The organism is Providencia sp. PROV182 (assembly GCF_028480325.1).
Lineage (GTDB): Bacteria > Pseudomonadota > Gammaproteobacteria > Enterobacterales > Enterobacteriaceae > Providencia > Providencia hangzhouensis.
The window spans coordinates 110472-126229 of the sequence record NZ_JAMPOL010000015.1 but is presented as its reverse complement, the minus strand read 5'-3'; the positions used below and the strand labels follow the sequence as shown (position 1 = coordinate 126229).

Sequence of the window (15758 nt, the reverse complement as noted above, 5' to 3'; positions counted from 1 at the left end):
TACGTTGGGATGTTATTTGATAATAGCCGCCATACCATTTAGGTTTGGCGGCTATTTACATTAGCGTGTAGGCTTATTTAAAGTGCTCGAGTTTGACGCTGAATGAGATTTTTCCAGACCTGCGGGGAGACCATGATAAATTAATAGCATGGCCATGCTATTACTCATTGCATTCACTTCCACTTCGTTGACTGTACGGCTGTTACGTTGATGACGGCTAGTTAACGTATTTCTCATTGGGACGTCTCCTCAGTTTCTTTGATTAGGCGATTCGCTTCGGCAAGCTCATAGCGCCTTGGTGTTAGTGCGGTTGCACTGTGATTACGGGCTAGCAAGGTATAAATGGTTGGTAAAACAAACAGGGTAAATAATGTGCCAACTAACATACCAGTGACTATCACTAAGCCTAAGCCAAAGCGGCTATTTGCTCCTGCTCCAGTGGCGAATAGCAGAGGAACTAAGCCAATCACCATTGCTGCGGTTGTCATTAGTATTGGGCGTAAACGAATTTGTGCTGCTTTGAGAATGGCATGTCGTCTATCTAACCCTTCATTGGCTTGTAATTCATTGGCAAACTCAACCATCAATATTCCGTGTTTACTGATTAAGCCAATCAATGTGACTAAGCCGATTTGGGTGTAAATATTTAATGTTGCATAACCAAGTGCCAATGGAATTAACGCACCACAAATTGAAAGTGGAACAGTAATCAAGATAATCAATGGGTCGACTAAACTTTCATATTGTGCCGCTAAGACTAAGTAAATAATGATGAGCGCCGCCATAAAGGCAAAGGCGAGGGTGTTTCCTTCTTGTTTATATTGGCGCGAATCGGATTGCCAGTCATGGCTAAAACCTGCTGGTAGCTCATTGGCAATATTATCTAAATAAGCAACAGCTTGGCCTAATGTGACACCAGGAGCAGGTATTGCTTGGAAAATTGCCGCATTTTGCTGATTAAATTGCGTGAGTTTATTCGGTTCAACTTGGGTATTGATATCAACCACCGTTGACAGTGGGATCATAGTTCCCGCTTCCGATTTCACATAATGGCGTGAAAGGGCTCCCGGTGTTAAGCGTTGGCTACGAATACTTTGAGGGATCACATCATAAGAACGGCCATCCATCCCAAAGCGGTTAATATAGTTTTCCCCCACTAATAAGGTCAGTGATTCCCCGATACCTTGCATACGAATACCTAAGCTATTCGCTTTTGAACGGTTTATGCGGACTTCTACCACTGGGTTGTTGTAGTCGAGGTCACTATCTACCACCATAAACAGACCGCTTTCACGTGCTTGTTGCTTGATCTCTTCCATGGTTTTATAGAGTACCGAATAATCTTGCGGGCTTCTGAGAACCATTTGGATTGGCAAGCCACCCGTTGAACCTGGCAAGGCGGGTAACTGGAAAACGAAAATACTGTTCCCTTCGACATCACCGACGCGCCCTTGTAAGTCACCTTGGATCTCAGATGCGGCGCGGTCACGCTGCTCCCATGATGTCAAGTTAGTTCCCCCAAAGCTGGCGGAGGGGCCATCGGTTCCGTTAATAATCCAAGTACTTTCTGTTTCTGGCAACTCCATGAAAACATCATGTAATTTACGCGAAAAACGTTCTACATACTCGAGGTTAGCGTGTTGCGGAGATTTGATCGCCGTTAATACGCTAGACTGGTCTTCCACAGGGGCTAATTCACGAGGAGCCGATTGATAAAGCAGTGGTAAGCTAATGAATACACCAACGGCAATAACACCTGTTAACCAACGGTTTTTCAAAGAGAAATTCAATACAATGGTATAGTAATGGGCTAAGGTAGAAAAGAAGGTTTCTGCCATACGTGCCATACGCCCTTCATTCTGTTTTGAGTTCAACATAAACGAGCTCATTACAGGGGAAAGGGTTAATGCCACAATACCCGAAACAATCACCGCCCCGGCCAACGTGAGTGCGAATTCTTTAAACAAAGCTCCCGTTAAACCTGACATCAGCCCTATTGGAGCATATACCGCTGCCAAGGTGATCGTCATCGCGATAACTGGGCCTGCCACTTCACGAGCACCAATTAAAGCCGCTAAAACCGGTGATTTCCCTTCTTCAATATGGCGATGGACGTTTTCGACCACAACGATAGCATCATCGACGACGAGACCAATTGCTAATACCATGGCCAGTAGCGTCAGTAAGTTAATACTAAACCCAAATGCCATCATGAGTGCTGCTGCACCTAACATAGATAGCGGAATAGCTAAAATTGGGATGATTACGCTGCGAATTGACCCTAAACACAGGTAAATAACCGCAATAACAATCAGTAGCGCTTCAACTAATGTACTAATCACTTGGTCAATAGACGCTTTAATAAAGCGCGAAGTTTCAAATGCCATTTCCACCTTAACACCGGGTGGTAAGGTTTTGGTGATGTCAGGCATTAATTGATTCATGCCGTCAACGATTACTAGAGGGTTACCGGTTGGTGTGGCAAATAAACCAAGGTAAATCGCAGGCTCACCATTCATTAAACCACTGGTTTCTGTGGAAGCTGCTCCTAATTCAATGGTTCCCACATCTTTTAACCGTACTAATCCATTGCCGTCGTTGCGGATCACTAGATCACGAAACTCATCGACATTAGTGAGGTCGGTATTAACATAGACATTAGAAATCACGAACTCGCCTTTGACTTTACCGGGTGCCGCTTGGTAGTTGTTTTGGCGAACTGCTTGTGCAACATCCGCAGCGGTTAGCCCTCGGCCAGCTAATTTATCGGCATCCAGCCATAAACGCATTGCTAATTGTTGGCCTCCGAAGACTTGAACTTTAGCGACACCATCAATTGAGGAATACATTGGTTCAATGACGCGAGAAATATAGTCTGTCAGGGCAGGAATGGATAAATTGGTGCTGGAAAAACCGATATAAGCAACCGCAGTAGATTCCCCAGAGGAAAGTTCAATCACAGGGTCATAAGCTTCTTTCGGTAATTTATAACGAACTTGGTTCACCTTCGCCATTACTTGTGCAAGGGCTTGAGTGGAGTCTCGGTTAAGTTCCATTCGTACGGTGACAAGGCTACTTCCTTGCACAGAAGAAGAAGACAGATAATCGACGCCTTCCACAGAGGAAACCGCTTGTGCGATGGGTTGTGTCACAAACCCTTGCATCAATTTAGCTGATGCGCCAGGGTATTGCGTAGTAATGGTGATCGTCGAGCTTTCAAGTTGTGGATATTGGCGAATAGGCAGTTTACTCAGCGCAAATAAACCAATTAATACAATCAGCGCACTGACCACGAGAGCCAGAACAGGTCGGCGAACAAAAATATCAGTAAATTTCATTACGCCTTCCTTATGAACCTTGAGCCGTATTAGTGACAGGTTCAGACAATGTATCTTGGGCAACAGGGGTGACAGCAGAGCCGTCGTTTAAGCGTAATTGCCCAGAAGTGACGACTTTATCGTTAGCACTTAAGCCGTGTTCTATTTCAATTTTGCCATCCCAACGTTGCCCCGTTTTTACGGACACCCGCTTGACGGTCATCGCATCCCCTTCACCTTGCGTAATAAATACGGTATCGCCATAGGCGGTATACGTAACAGCGGTTTCTGGGATTGTAATGACTTCATTACTGGCTTGGCGTACCACATTCACATTGGCGTACATCCCAGCTTTTAATGTGCCATCGCTATTTTCTAATGTGGCTTGCAGGGCGATAGTACGTGATTTACCAATGAGTGGGTCAATGGCCGTAATACGGGCTGGAAAAGTTTTATTGGGATAAGCATCAACTGTAATATCAACAATTTGGCCTTGATGCAGTTCCGGTGAGGCCTGTTCATCTAAGGAAAAGTTGAGCTTTAAGGTTTTGGTATCCACCAGGCTGGCAATGGCTTCCCCTGGGTTTAAATACTGTCCTTCATGGACTTGGCGAATACCTATCGTACCGTCGAATGGCGCTCGGATCGTCTTTTGCGCAATCAATGCTTGGGTTTGGCGGATCAGGCCTTGGGCAATATCACGTTCAGCACGTGTACTGTCCACTTGAGCCTCTGCCACTAAATGTTGCGCAGATAATGAACGTGTTCTTTCATATAAGCGAGCCGCATTGCGCAACTGTGCTTGGTAACGTGATAAATCAGCTTGTTCAACGGCATCATTGAGTTGCACTAACAATTGGCCTTTTTTGACTTGCTGGCCAGATTCAAATGCAATTTTTGTTATACGGCCATTGGTTTCTGCGGCGACTAAGACTTGGCTGCCAGCTTCTAACTCACCTACACCGTAAAAAGTACGAGGCGCGGTATCTAAGCTAACAGGTGCCAATGCCACTTTTACGGGTGGATATTGGTATGCTGCTTGTTCGTCTTCTTCATTTTGCGCATAGGTCGAATAAATCGCGCTACCCGCCCCAACAGCGATCAAAACGGAACAAAGTGTCATTATTGTTTTTTTATTCATTAAATTTTCCTTCTATTTCTGCGTCTTTAACGCGAAATAAAGACCTCGAAAATGCCCTGCAATGGCGATAGCGATTAAGCCCCCAATAACAGCGATATGTTCAATTGCCCAAAACATGGCGATTTGAGCTTGTTCTCCCGTGTAGCTCCAAAAGGTGTGGACAACCACAATAGTGAGGAACAAAAACACGGCTAACGCGCCAGTTCCAAGCCATAAAAGACGGTTAAATAGCACAAGAACAGAGCCAATTAACATGACAGCAGCAGAAGCAATATTGAAAAACCAATCTGGGTGAAGACCTGCGGCACGCATTTCGGCCAGACTATTTTCATAATCAAAAACTTTGGCTAAACCAGATGAAATAAATAAAACCAAGACTAGTAAGCGAGCAATAACCCATAAGCTATTGCTTTCTAACATTTTGGTAATCACCGATGGCATAAACCTATCCCCTTTTAAAAAATAACCTCAATTGACAAACTAGCAGGGTGGCACTATAAAACCTTAAGTTAAGTTGAGGTCAAGCAAAGGTGAGCTAAAATGGCGGACAAAGACACAAAAACGATAAAACCTCAGAAGAATGAGGGGAAAAAAATTGATTTTACTCGGGCATTAACGGTGGGCGAAGTGGCAAAACGCTCGGGAGTGCCTGTTTCTACAGTCCATTTTTATGAATCAAAGGGGCTAATTCAAAGTACACGAACTCAAGGGAATCAGCGACGATTTCACTCTGTTGTACTTCGTTACATCGCCATTATTAAGGTTGCACAAAGTACGGGGATCCCACTACATGAAATTCAAGAGGCATTGGGGCGTTTTCCTGCAAATAGCGCGCTAACTTCGGAGCAATGGAAGGAGATGTCGACGCAATGGCGTAAATCTTTAGATAAGCGTATTCGGCAACTGACACGTTTACGTAATGAGTTGGATAACTGTATTGGTTGTGGTTGCTTATCACTCAGTGACTGTCCGCTGCGCAATCCTGATGATGTACTTGGTAGGAAAGGCCCTGGTGCCCGTATTTTAGAACGTCCATAAGTTATTTTATTAATTTCTGCGATTAATCATACTTTTCATTATTTGGATAGCCACTGCTGAAAGTGGCTATTTAACGATTTATATCATCACCTTACTATTTAAATTACCGCACATAATGGATATTTTTTGCGCCCATCGGCTACCCCTTTCCAGCATATTTGCGTAACTATTCGTTATGTTAATTTTTTGTGAATTCATTGTAACTGAATGAGAGAAAAAGAGGGTGACAAAGATGAAAGGCTTGAATAATAAGATTGCCATTGTGACTGGGGGAGCGACCAAAATTGGTGCAACCGTTGCGAAGGTATTAAGTGATTACGGCGTTAAAGTCACGATTTTTGACATTGATACCTTGAATGGTGAAAAGGTAGCTCAAAGTGAGCCCAATATTGATTTTCTTCCTGTCGATATCACTGACGACCAACAACTTAAACAAGGCATTGACCGTGTTGCGCAAAAATATGGGCAACTCGATTTTTTAGTTAATCTGGCTGCCACTTATCTTGATGAAGGCCAGTTATCTACAAGGCAGGATTGGCTCACTGCGTTGAATATTAATGTGGTGAGTGCAGTGATGGCTGCGCAGCTTGCAAAAGTACATTTCGCAAAATCGGGTAAAGGTGCCATCGTCAATTTTACCAGTATTTCTTCTTCTGTCGCCCAAACTGGTCGTTGGCTCTACCCTGCATCTAAAGCCACCATGTTAGAGGTAACTCGCAGCCAAGCAATGGATTATGCGGCTGAAGGAATTCGTGTAAATTCCGTTTCCCCTGGGTGGACTTGGTCCCGAGTTATGGATGAAATCACAGGGGGAGACCGTCAAAAAACAGACCGTGTTGCTGCTGATTACCACTTATTAAAACGCGTTGGTGACCCAGAAGAAGTCGCTCAAGTTGTCGCGTTCCTACTTTCTGATTTGGCCAGCTTTGTTACAGGTGCGGATTACGCTGTCGATGGCGGTTACTCCGCTATGGGGCCTGAACAGGCTAAACCGGCAATTCCCCGTCTTGCTGAATAAGACACCATTTTAACTATTTTGTAGAGGAAAATACTATGCGCCGTATTGCTATCGTCGGTGGTGGTCAAGCGGGTATGCCATTAGCTTTGGGTCTACTCAATAAAGGTTATGAAGTCACTGTTGCAACAAACCGCACTCCAGATGACGTTAAAAATGGCCGAGTGATGTCGAGCCAGTGCATGTTCGATATTTCACTGCAATTTGAACGTGATTTAGGCATTAATTTTTGGGAAGAACAGTGTCCGCCGGTTGAAGGAATTGGTTTTACAGTTCCTCATCCCGAAAAAGCGGGGGAAAAAGTAATTTCTTGGCGTTCACGTCTCGATAATTATGCCCAAGCTGTCGACCAACGTATCAAAATGCCTTACTGGATGGAGTTATTTGCAGCTCGTGGCGGTAATTTACGCATTGAAGATGTTGGTATTGCAGAACTGGAACGCTTAGCGCAAACACACGATTTAGTCGTGTTAGCGGGTGGAAAAGGGGAAATTGTTAAACTGCTTGAGCGCGATGCCTCCCGCTCACCTTATGACAAACCACAACGGGCCTTGGCACTGACTTATGTGCATGGCATGTTACCAACGCCAGAGTATTCACAAGTTTCTTTCAACTTAATACCCGGTGTTGGTGAGTATTTTGTGTTCCCATCACTGACGAATAGTGGTGATTGCCACATTATGGTGTTTGAAGGGATCCCCGGTGGGCCTATGGATCAGTGGAATGAAGCTCGTACTCCACAGGAACACTTGGCATACAGTAAAAAAATACTCAATACCTATTTACCTTGGGAAGCAGAACGTTGTCATAATGTTGAGTTAACTGATGATAATGGCATCTTAGCCGGAAGATTTGCACCAACAGTGAGAAAACCAGTGTTAACTTTACCATCAGGTAACATTGTGTTTGGTTTAGGAGATGCGTTAGTCACCAATGACCCACTAACGGGTCAAGGTTCGAATAACGCTACCAAGGCTTGTAAAGTCTATTATGACGCTATTTTAGCCCATGGTGACAAACCTTACACTGCAAAGTGGATGAATGACACATTTGAGCAGTTCTGGAAGTATGGTCGCCATGTTGTGGAATGGACCAATTCCTTACTCGCTCCACCTGAGCCGCATATTTTACACCTATTGGGTGCAGCCCAGCAGCTGCCATCCCTCGCACACACCATCGCGAATGCCTTTAATTACCCGCCCGTATTATTCCCTTGGTGGAAAGATGAGGCTGCTTGTGAGGCGTATATTCAATCGCAAATGATGGAAGAAGCTCGAGCTTAATGGGAGATATCAGTATGTCTATGGTTGCAGAGGATATAGCCATGTGTGATAGCGAATGGGGCCAGACTGAATTTGAATCAAAAATATTGCGCAACCTGCTGGGATGCTACCCAACAGGCGTGGCGATTGTGATCACTCGAACTGCAGATGGCCGTGATGTTGGGTTAACTATCAACTCATTTGCGTCGTTATCACTTGACCCACCATTAGTGCTATGGAGCTTAGTGAATCATTCACCAAACCTAGCGGTATTTCGTGATTGTACTCATTTTACTATCAATATATTAGGCCACGGACACCAAGAACTAGCGATGCGTTTTGCGAACCCACGTATCGAAAATAAATTTGCAGATGTGGCTACCCACCTAACACCAGAAGGCGTTCCTGCATTGCATGGTGCTATTGCTACATTGGTGTGCGAAAACCATAAGCAAGACACGATTGGTGACCACTTATTAATGGTGGGGCATGTTCGCCGTATCGGTAGTGAAGCGGGTAAACCGTTAGTGTTCCATGGCGGTAGTTTTACTGCATTACATGAAGCGCCTTAAGGAGGGAGTGACTATGAACCAGCAAATTTTAATGACATTCGCGACACAATTGCAGCAAGGGAACATCCAAGTTATCGACCTGACACAAACCTTATCGCCTTCATTTCCGGCACTGCAATTACCTGAACAATTTGGGCAAGTTTGGTCATTTAGCATGGAACAAATTTCTCGCTACGACGATAACGGCCCTGCATGGTATTGGAATAATTTTAGTTGCGGAGAACATACCGGCACGCATTTTGATGCACCAATTCACTGGATCAGTGGCAAAGACCAAATCAACAACACCGTTGATACTATTCCAGTGGAAAACTTTGTAGCGCCAGCCGTTGTGGTAGATGCCAGTGCGGAAGTGGCTCAAAACCCTGATTGGGTGTTAACTGTAGAGTTTTTGCAAAAATGGGAAGAAAAGCACGGCACAATTCCTAAAGCAGCTTGGGTACTTTTCAGAACGGATTGGTCGAAAAAGGCGAATGACCCGGTTGCCTATGTAAGTATGCGTGAAGATGGTGCACACACGCCCGGACCATCGCAAGAAGCGGTGGAATGGCTTATTCATCAGCGTGATGTCAAAGGGTTTGGTGTTGAAACCATCAATACAGATGCAGGGCAATCATACAGTTGGCCAGTACCTTACCCTTGCCATACTTTAATGCATGGTCACAATAAATATGGCCTGCAATGTTTAATGAACCTCGACAAACTGCCTGCGACAGGTGTCGTGATTGTTGCTGCGCCACTTAAAATTGAAGGTGGTTCTGGCAGCCCATTACGTGTACTCGCACTTGTGGGGTGAGGTATGACAGCAAGCTCAACTCCTCAAGTGATAGTCGTGGGCAGTGGAATGAATTCCTTGATGTGTGCAGCCTTGTTGGCAGTACGTGGAAAATCCGTCCTCGTTCTTGAGCGAAATGACCGCTTAGGGGGCTGTATCCGCACTGAGAATTTGTTTGAGGGCTATACCCACGATTTACTTTCTTGCTGGTACTCCTTATTTGTTGGTAGCCCTGGGTACCAAGAGCTCGAACCCTATTTAAAGCAGTATGGATTAGAATTTGCTCAATGTGATTATTCAACGGGGTTAGTGCAACCGGATGGTCAATCGATTGCGTTAAAACGGGATATTTCTGAAGCGGCTAAGCAACTCGACCAGTTGGCTCCGGGGGATGGCCTTGCATTTCGTAAGATGGCGGAACAGCTATTTACGCAAGATGCAGCGCTTACATTTGGCCTATTAGGGCAAAACCCATATAGCGCCAATATGCTGAAATTATTATTTTCAGAATGGCGAAAACGTGGAGTCGATGGCTTGCTTGATTTTGCAAAAGCAGGAATAGAAAGCTTTCGCCGTTGGTCAGAACGTGAATTACAGCACGACTTTAGCCGAGCTTTGATGGCGCCATGGGTATTACATACCGGACTTGGGCCGGATGAAGCCAGTTCTGCATTAATTGGGAAATTAACCTTTGCGGCGGTGGTGGCTGGTGGTATGCCAGTGGTGAAAGGTGGCAGTGCTCGTATCGTGGAGGCTTTTGCGAAGGTTATTGAAGCGCATGGTGGCCAGCTAAAAACGGGTATGAATGTTGAAAAAATCATCACTATAGGTGAGGGGAGAAACCAACGAGCAACAGGAGTGATGGCGAATGGGCAAATCATTGCTGCGTCTGAAAGCGTAGTTTGTAACGTTACCCCAACGCAGCTGTATGGGTCATTACTCGAAAATACTTCACTGCAAGTGAGGGAAAAAGCGAGAGGTTACCGTTATGGGCGTGCGGGTATGCAAATTCATTTTGCTTTAAGCGCCCCTCCCCCTTGGTGTAATCCTGAACTGTTAAATGTACCACTGGTTCATTTCACTGAAAGCATGGAGCAAGTGTGTTTATCGGTGACACAGGCAAATAATGGTTATTTACCAGATAAACCGACATTTGGTATTGGCCAACCTACCGCGCTCGATCCCAGTCGAGCCCCAGAAGGAGGGTGGATCTTATGGATCCAAATGCAAGAGTTGCCTCGAGTGTTAAAGGGGGATTCTGCTGGTGAAATTTCAGTACCGGATGACGGGGGTTGGGATGAGCAAGTGCGAGAGGCTGTTGCAGATCGAATTCAACAGCGTTTAGAGCTGGTAATGCCAGGCTTTTCTAATTTGATAGTGGGACGCAAGGCAATTTCTCCCGCCGACCTAGAAAATTATAACTGTAACCTTGTTGGTGGTGACCCTTATTCAGGAACTTGTTCACCTGATCAGTTCTTCTGGTTGCGGCCTTTTGCTGCGACTGGCCAGACGAAAACGCATCAAACCGCAGTCAAAAACCTTTTTCATATTGGCGCCTCAACCCACCCCGGTCCGGGTTTAGGTGGTGGTTCAGGTTACCTTGTTGCACAAAAATTAGCAGTCAAACGCAGGACATAATAAATCAGCAAAGGATTTGTGACTTAACAGGTAAAGCACACACAGTAAGCAACCCACTATGGCAGGAAACATGATGAAAAAAACAACAATCGGTAAGCTTGTAGCAGGTTCGTGTCTCAGCATACTTTCGTTTGGTGCGATTGCCACCGAAGGTGGCGGTTTAGGGGTATACCCCGATGGGCTAGAAAACTTTATGTCAGGTGCATTGCCACCGCAAGGGGTACATGTACTGGTGTATGGTGGAAATGCACATTATGACAGTATTCGCGATAACAAAGGCGATAAGATCCCTGTTCCGGGGTTTAGCGTCAATGTGAACGTACTCGCTCCTCGACTTATTTGGGTAACTGACCAAAAAGTCTTTGGTGGTGATCTGGCTTTTCATACGATTGTGCCACTATTGGATGTGACTGCAAAAGCGGCGGGGCAAAAAGATACCAGCCGCGGCCTCGGTGATATTACATTTGGCCCCGCATTAGGGTTTCATCCATCAGCCGATTTGCATTATGTGGTTGGGCTAGATGCGTATGCTCCAACAGGTAAATACAGCAAAACAGACCCATCAAGTTTAGGTAAGAATTATTGGGCGCTGCAACCAGTTTGGGCAATCAGTTATATTCCACCTGTTGGTGTAAATGCGGATTTGAAGATGATGTATGACTTTAACTTCCGCAATAACGATACGAAAACACGTTCAGGGCAAGCATTTCACGCTGATTATGCACTAGGTTGGGGGTTCGGCAATGGTTGGGTGGCAGGTATTGGGGGCTATGCATTTTGGCAAACGACAGATGATAGCGGACCAAATTCAGCTCAAGGAAAAGCTCGAGCCTATTCTATTGGGCCTTCAATTCGCTATGCTAACCCGCAAGGGTGGCTATTTACTGCTAAATGGGAAAAGGATTTTGAAGTCAGAAACCGTCCAGAAGGTTCCCAAATTTATTTGAAGGCATCGATACCTTTTTAAACACGTTTGTATATCAAAACCCCATATTGGTATTACATAACAATATGGGGGGTATTTCTAAGAAAGTGATGATTGGGAATTTAGGCTTTTTTCATACTCTGACTTGGAGTTTCACCATAGCGTTGTTTGTAATCTGCACTAAAGCGACCCATATGGGCAAATCCCCAACGTAAAGCTACCCCAGTGACGCTAGTTGCTTCCCCTGAAAGGAGCTCTGCTCGAACTCGTTCCATCCGTAAATCACGTAAATACTGCATTGGGCTGATATCTAAGAACTCTTTAAAACCAGCATATAAACTGCGTAAGCTGACGCCTGCAATATGAGCTAGCTGCTCAACAGTGATAGGTTCATGGGCGTGAGCTTCTAAATATTCTTGCACTCTGCGTACGTGACGAGGACGAATTGTTGACCTTCGCATGCCTGAGTCTTCGATATAATTATGGCCTTGGGTAGAAAGTAAAGTGACAGAAACCAATTGTTCAACTTGAGTCGTGATCAATTTATGTTGTAAGAGATCGGGCGCGCGAGTTGCGCATTCAATCAGGTAATTCATCAAAGTGCGCCATGCAATGCAAGATTGCCAAGCAAAACCCAACTCAAAAACTAACGGTTTATCTAAAGTATGCCCTAGTTGGCCTACTAAGGATCTTTCGAGTAAAGAACGGGAAATGCGTAACATAAATTGATCGTTATCGCTATTCCAACGCATTATTGTTGATTCTTCAGGGCTAAGAAGTGAGGCCATCTGAGGAGTTGATTCAATACATTTTCCACCACTTTCGATGACTGCTGTACCTGATAGAGGCATTTGAACCAAAAAAAAGTCCTGTAGTTGCCCTGGAATAATGGAGACATCGGCACCATAGCGTAAGCGGCTTAGAGAAATATCCCCCATAGGAATATAGTGCATACGAGCATCAAGGCGTTGATGTGGATTAAGTAAGTTAAATTGATGTGGCTTCATGACTCGACCAACCATCGATTTAATCTCTTCAGGGTCAGCTGAGGTAAATAATAAACGCTCTGAAGAACAGAGCTGATTTTCAATCTGAGATGCAGATGAATGGGACCACGAGTTGCTCAACATCGGAGGTTCCTCCAAAATGATTTGCCAGCCCTGCTTTATAGAATAACCAAAATAGGGCCCGACTAATATTGCTTGTTATGTGTTTTTCTCAGTAAATTCAATTTATTATAATATTTTGCAATGACTTATTATATTAGGGAGGAATGCTTTCCATTTAAGTCAAATGAAGCCTTCCTTTTTGTTAACATTTTATTGACTATTTTTTAACTAGTCATGAGTTGAACATAACATAAACAAATTTTCTTACCTAGATAAAAACATGCAGAAACTATCCTAAAACTGCAAAAAAATAGAAACTATGCGGTTGTTGTGATAGCGATAACAATATAAAAAATAAAGTTATTTTTATTTCAATAACAGTAAAATATATATGATTTTTCATATTAAATTTTATGTTTACCTATCTTTTTCTTATTTAATTAATGTAATTCTCTAATTAATTGTTTTATGGCGATGTTTTTTTCTGATTTGTTTGCTTTTGTGAGGCCTATTTTCTATTTAAACATGCTATTCAGTATTTTTTATTTATTTTATTGATCTTTTTTTTCTACGCTATTTGGCGGAAAAACTAATTTTCTAGTTGTTTTAACTCACTATTTGTCCCTTATCTGCAAGCCTTATCCACTCTCTGCATAAATCTAATTTACATGATTAATCATGGATTGACCTGTTATTAACAAAAGATATACAAATAATAAACACAAAAAAGATAAAAACGTTCTGATGTTGATTGGTGAGGTTAAAATGGCTGAGCGATCGTTTGTACAAGAAGTTCAAAAATTACGGCAAGGGCAAGGTGAAACCTTCAGTGGTGAAGGGATCCTTGCTGTTACAAAAGCGCTATTAGAGTCGGGTGTATCTTATGTTGCGGGATATCAAGGTGCTCCTATCTCCCATTTGATGGATGTCCTTGCTGACGCACAAGATATTTTATCTGAATATGGTATTCGCTTTGAAAATAGCGCAAGTGAAGCAACTGCAGCGGCAACCTTAGCAGCCTCAGTTAATTATCCACTACGTGGAGCTGTGACTTTTAAAGCAACAGTGGGGACGAATGTCGCATCTGATGCCTTAGCTAACTTAGCTTCGGGTGGTGTGTTAGGTGGTGCTTTAATTATTGTTGGTGAAGACTATGGTGAGGGCTCTTCTATTATGCAAGAGCGTAGCCATGCTTTTGCGATGAAATCGCAGATGTGGTTGCTTGACCCTCGGCCCAATTTACCGTCTATCGTTCAAGCCGTGAAAGATGGTTTTGAGCTCTCTGAAGCCAGTAATACACCCGTTATGTTACAAATGCGTATTCGTTCTTGTCACGTTCACGGGCAATTTGTTTGCGCAGATAATCAGCGCCCTAAATTTACCGTCAAAGATGCGCTTGAGAACCCAACTCGAGACGTCAGTCGCATAGTATTACCCCCTGCTAGTTTCTTACATGAAAAAGAAAAAATTGAAGCTCGCTGGCCCGCTGCAATTAAATTTATTCAACAACATGAGTTAAATGAATTTTTTTCAGAAGACTCGGATGATGTTGGAATTGCGCTACAAGGCGGTTGTTACAACACGCTGATCCGCGCATTAAATCAGCTAGGGCTAGCGGATGTTTTTGGTAATAGCCAAATTCCTTTATATGTGATGAATGTGGCTTATCCATTGATTGACGATGAATTTGAACGCTTTTGTCGTCATAAAAAAGCCATTCTAGTTTTGGAAGAAGGCCAGCCAAATTTTGTTGAGCAAAATGTGGCGAATATTTTGCGTCAACGCAAGATTGATATTGCCCTGCATGGTAAGGATATGCTGCCAATGGCGGGGGAATATAATACTGCAACAGTGCTTGCGGGTTTACGTTCGTTTTTTGAATGCTATGGAAAGATAGCTCCACAAGTCAAAGCGGCTGCAAAACAGATTCGTATTCCAACGATTAATATTGCCACTCAAAAATCTGAAGAATCTTTACCTGAATACGTGAATGCAGCAGAGCCAACATTAGATGAATCTGTCCATGCGCGCCCACCAGGGTTTTGCACAGGTTGCCCCGAAAGGCCTATTTTTACTGCGATGAAGTTGGTGGAGCGTGAATTAGGCGAACATCATGTGAGTGCGGATATCGGCTGTCATTTATTTTCTATTCTACCGCCCTTTAATTTGGGGAATACCACCATGGGCTATGGGCTAGGAGGCGCAGGGGCTGCGGCTTTGAATGCAAAGGCTGGGAAACGCGCGATTTCAGTGATGGGAGATGGGGGGTTCTGGCATAACGGTTTAACCAGTGGTATTGCCAATAGTGTTTTTAACCGTAGCGATAACTTAACTATTGTGGTTGATAACAGCTATACCTCTGCGACAGGAGGGCAAGATATTCTCTCTTCGACAGCGTTGAATCCAACCCGTAGTACTGGTCATGAAATTGAAAAAGCGGTGAAAGGGGTGGGTGTTAATTGGGTGAAAACCATTAAACACACCTATGACTTAAAAACCATGACAAATACGTTACGTGAAGCTTTAACAACCGATGAGCAAGGGCCCAAGGTTCTGATTGCGCAAAGCGAATGTATGTTGAACAAACAACGCCGCGAAAAGAAAAAAGTGCGTAGTGATGTTGCCGCAGGCAAACGAGTGGTACGTGAGCGTTTTGGTGTCGACCCTGATACCTGTACGGGTGATCACTCTTGTATTCGTTTATCTGGTTGCCCGTCTTTATCAATTAAACCAAGCCAAGACCCATTAAGAACAGACCCGGTTGCAACAGTGATGGATAGCTGTGTCGGTTGTGGGCTATGTGGTGAAGTCTCTCACGCTGCTGTCTTGTGCCCTTCTTTTTTTAAAGCTCAAATTATTACTAACCCTAATGGTTGGGACAAATTGCGCCATCGTGTACGCGGTTGGTTTATTGGCTATTTACAGCGTCGTGACGCACGTCGTCGTGAACAATTTAGTTTCTAAGG

At 44.0% G+C, this 15758-nt stretch carries 13 protein-coding genes; 8 read left to right on the top strand and 5 right to left on the bottom strand.

The genetic code is table 11. The annotated features are described in order from the left end of the window. Positions 1-60: 60 nt before the first annotated feature. From PR834_RS14340 to PR834_RS14325, 4 genes are read right to left on the bottom strand one after another with little or no spacing between them, the layout of a single operon-like run. Positions 61-237 (bottom strand): hypothetical protein, encoded by a 177-nt coding sequence (locus tag PR834_RS14340; RefSeq protein ID WP_004261134.1) that lies wholly within the window; start codon positions 235-237, stop codon positions 61-63. Then, on the bottom strand, positions 234-3338 hold the full coding sequence (locus tag PR834_RS14335) for a MexW/MexI family multidrug efflux RND transporter permease subunit (protein WP_196725144.1): 3105 nt from the start codon (positions 3336-3338) through the stop codon (positions 234-236). Before PR834_RS14335 ends, PR834_RS14340 begins: the two co-directional genes overlap by 4 nt. Before the next feature lie 10 nt (positions 3339-3348). Continuing rightward, positions 3349-4458, bottom strand: a complete 1110-nt coding sequence (locus tag PR834_RS14330; protein WP_096864570.1) for an efflux RND transporter periplasmic adaptor subunit — start codon at positions 4456-4458, stop codon at positions 3349-3351. 12 nt (positions 4459-4470) lie between these two features. Continuing rightward, positions 4471-4899, bottom strand: coding sequence for a DoxX family protein (locus tag PR834_RS14325; RefSeq protein ID WP_004261127.1), 429 nt, complete (start codon positions 4897-4899; stop codon positions 4471-4473). 99 nt (positions 4900-4998) lie between these two features. On the opposite strand from PR834_RS14325, the gene soxR reads away from it, so the two are divergent. From soxR to PR834_RS14290, 7 genes are all read left to right on the top strand, one after another. After that, positions 4999-5496, top strand: a complete 498-nt coding sequence (gene soxR, locus PR834_RS14320) for a redox-sensitive transcriptional activator SoxR (RefSeq protein ID WP_004261125.1) — start codon at positions 4999-5001, stop codon at positions 5494-5496. 232 nt (positions 5497-5728) lie between these two features. Next, positions 5729-6514, top strand: coding sequence for an SDR family oxidoreductase (locus PR834_RS14315; protein WP_004261123.1), 786 nt, complete (start codon positions 5729-5731; stop codon positions 6512-6514). 35 nt (positions 6515-6549) lie between these two features. Further along, positions 6550-7794 (top strand): styrene monooxygenase/indole monooxygenase family protein, encoded by a 1245-nt coding sequence (locus PR834_RS14310; protein ID WP_094961446.1) that lies wholly within the window; start codon positions 6550-6552, stop codon positions 7792-7794. Between the two features lie 14 nt (positions 7795-7808). After that, on the top strand, positions 7809-8345 hold the full coding sequence (locus PR834_RS14305) for a flavin reductase family protein (RefSeq protein ID WP_272536735.1): 537 nt from the start codon (positions 7809-7811) through the stop codon (positions 8343-8345). Between the two features lie 13 nt (positions 8346-8358). Further along, a complete protein-coding gene (locus tag PR834_RS14300; protein ID WP_140172601.1) occupies positions 8359-9141 on the top strand; it encodes a cyclase family protein in 783 nt (260 codons plus the stop codon). A 3-nt stretch (positions 9142-9144) separates the two neighbouring features. Continuing rightward, positions 9145-10758, top strand: a complete 1614-nt coding sequence (locus PR834_RS14295; protein WP_272536734.1) for a phytoene desaturase family protein — start codon at positions 9145-9147, stop codon at positions 10756-10758. Between the two features lie 70 nt (positions 10759-10828). Then, complete coding sequence (locus PR834_RS14290) at positions 10829-11725, top strand: SphA family protein (RefSeq protein WP_136134386.1); 897 nt, start codon at positions 10829-10831, stop codon at positions 11723-11725. Between the two features lie 80 nt (positions 11726-11805). Here PR834_RS14290 and PR834_RS14285 read toward each other — a convergent pair whose 3' ends face one another. Further along, positions 11806-12813, bottom strand: a complete 1008-nt coding sequence (locus PR834_RS14285; RefSeq protein WP_036958341.1) for an AraC family transcriptional regulator — start codon at positions 12811-12813, stop codon at positions 11806-11808. Between the two features lie 744 nt (positions 12814-13557). Between PR834_RS14285 and PR834_RS14280 the strand changes: the two genes are divergently transcribed. Next, positions 13558-15756, top strand: a complete 2199-nt coding sequence (locus PR834_RS14280; RefSeq protein WP_094961459.1) for a thiamine pyrophosphate-dependent enzyme — start codon at positions 13558-13560, stop codon at positions 15754-15756. Positions 15757-15758 lie beyond the last annotated feature (2 nt).

Excerpts from the sequence above, each read along its gene's own strand:
- PR834_RS14300 (WP_140172601.1), top strand. The coding sequence starts at position 8,359 with ATGAACCAGCAAATTTTAATGACATTCGCGACACAATTGCAGCAAGGG.
- PR834_RS14335 (WP_196725144.1), bottom strand. The coding sequence starts at position 3,338 with ATGAAATTTACTGATATTTTTGTTCGCCGACCTGTTCTGGCTCTCGTG.
- PR834_RS14285 (WP_036958341.1), bottom strand. The coding sequence starts at position 12,813 with ATGTTGAGCAACTCGTGGTCCCATTCATCTGCATCTCAGATTGAAAAT.
- PR834_RS14290 (WP_136134386.1), top strand. The coding sequence starts at position 10,829 with ATGATGAAAAAAACAACAATCGGTAAGCTTGTAGCAGGTTCGTGTCTC.
- PR834_RS14310 (WP_094961446.1), top strand. The coding sequence starts at position 6,550 with ATGCGCCGTATTGCTATCGTCGGTGGTGGTCAAGCGGGTATGCCATTA.
- PR834_RS14280 (WP_094961459.1), top strand. The coding sequence starts at position 13,558 with ATGGCTGAGCGATCGTTTGTACAAGAAGTTCAAAAATTACGGCAAGGG.
- soxR (WP_004261125.1), top strand. The coding sequence starts at position 4,999 with ATGGCGGACAAAGACACAAAAACGATAAAACCTCAGAAGAATGAGGGG.
- PR834_RS14340 (WP_004261134.1), bottom strand. The coding sequence starts at position 237 with ATGAGAAATACGTTAACTAGCCGTCATCAACGTAACAGCCGTACAGTC.
- PR834_RS14295 (WP_272536734.1), top strand. The coding sequence starts at position 9,145 with ATGACAGCAAGCTCAACTCCTCAAGTGATAGTCGTGGGCAGTGGAATG.
- PR834_RS14315 (WP_004261123.1), top strand. The coding sequence starts at position 5,729 with ATGAAAGGCTTGAATAATAAGATTGCCATTGTGACTGGGGGAGCGACC.
- PR834_RS14330 (WP_096864570.1), bottom strand. The coding sequence starts at position 4,458 with ATGAATAAAAAAACAATAATGACACTTTGTTCCGTTTTGATCGCTGTT.
- PR834_RS14305 (WP_272536735.1), top strand. The coding sequence starts at position 7,809 with ATGTCTATGGTTGCAGAGGATATAGCCATGTGTGATAGCGAATGGGGC.
- PR834_RS14325 (WP_004261127.1), bottom strand. The coding sequence starts at position 4,899 with ATGCCATCGGTGATTACCAAAATGTTAGAAAGCAATAGCTTATGGGTT.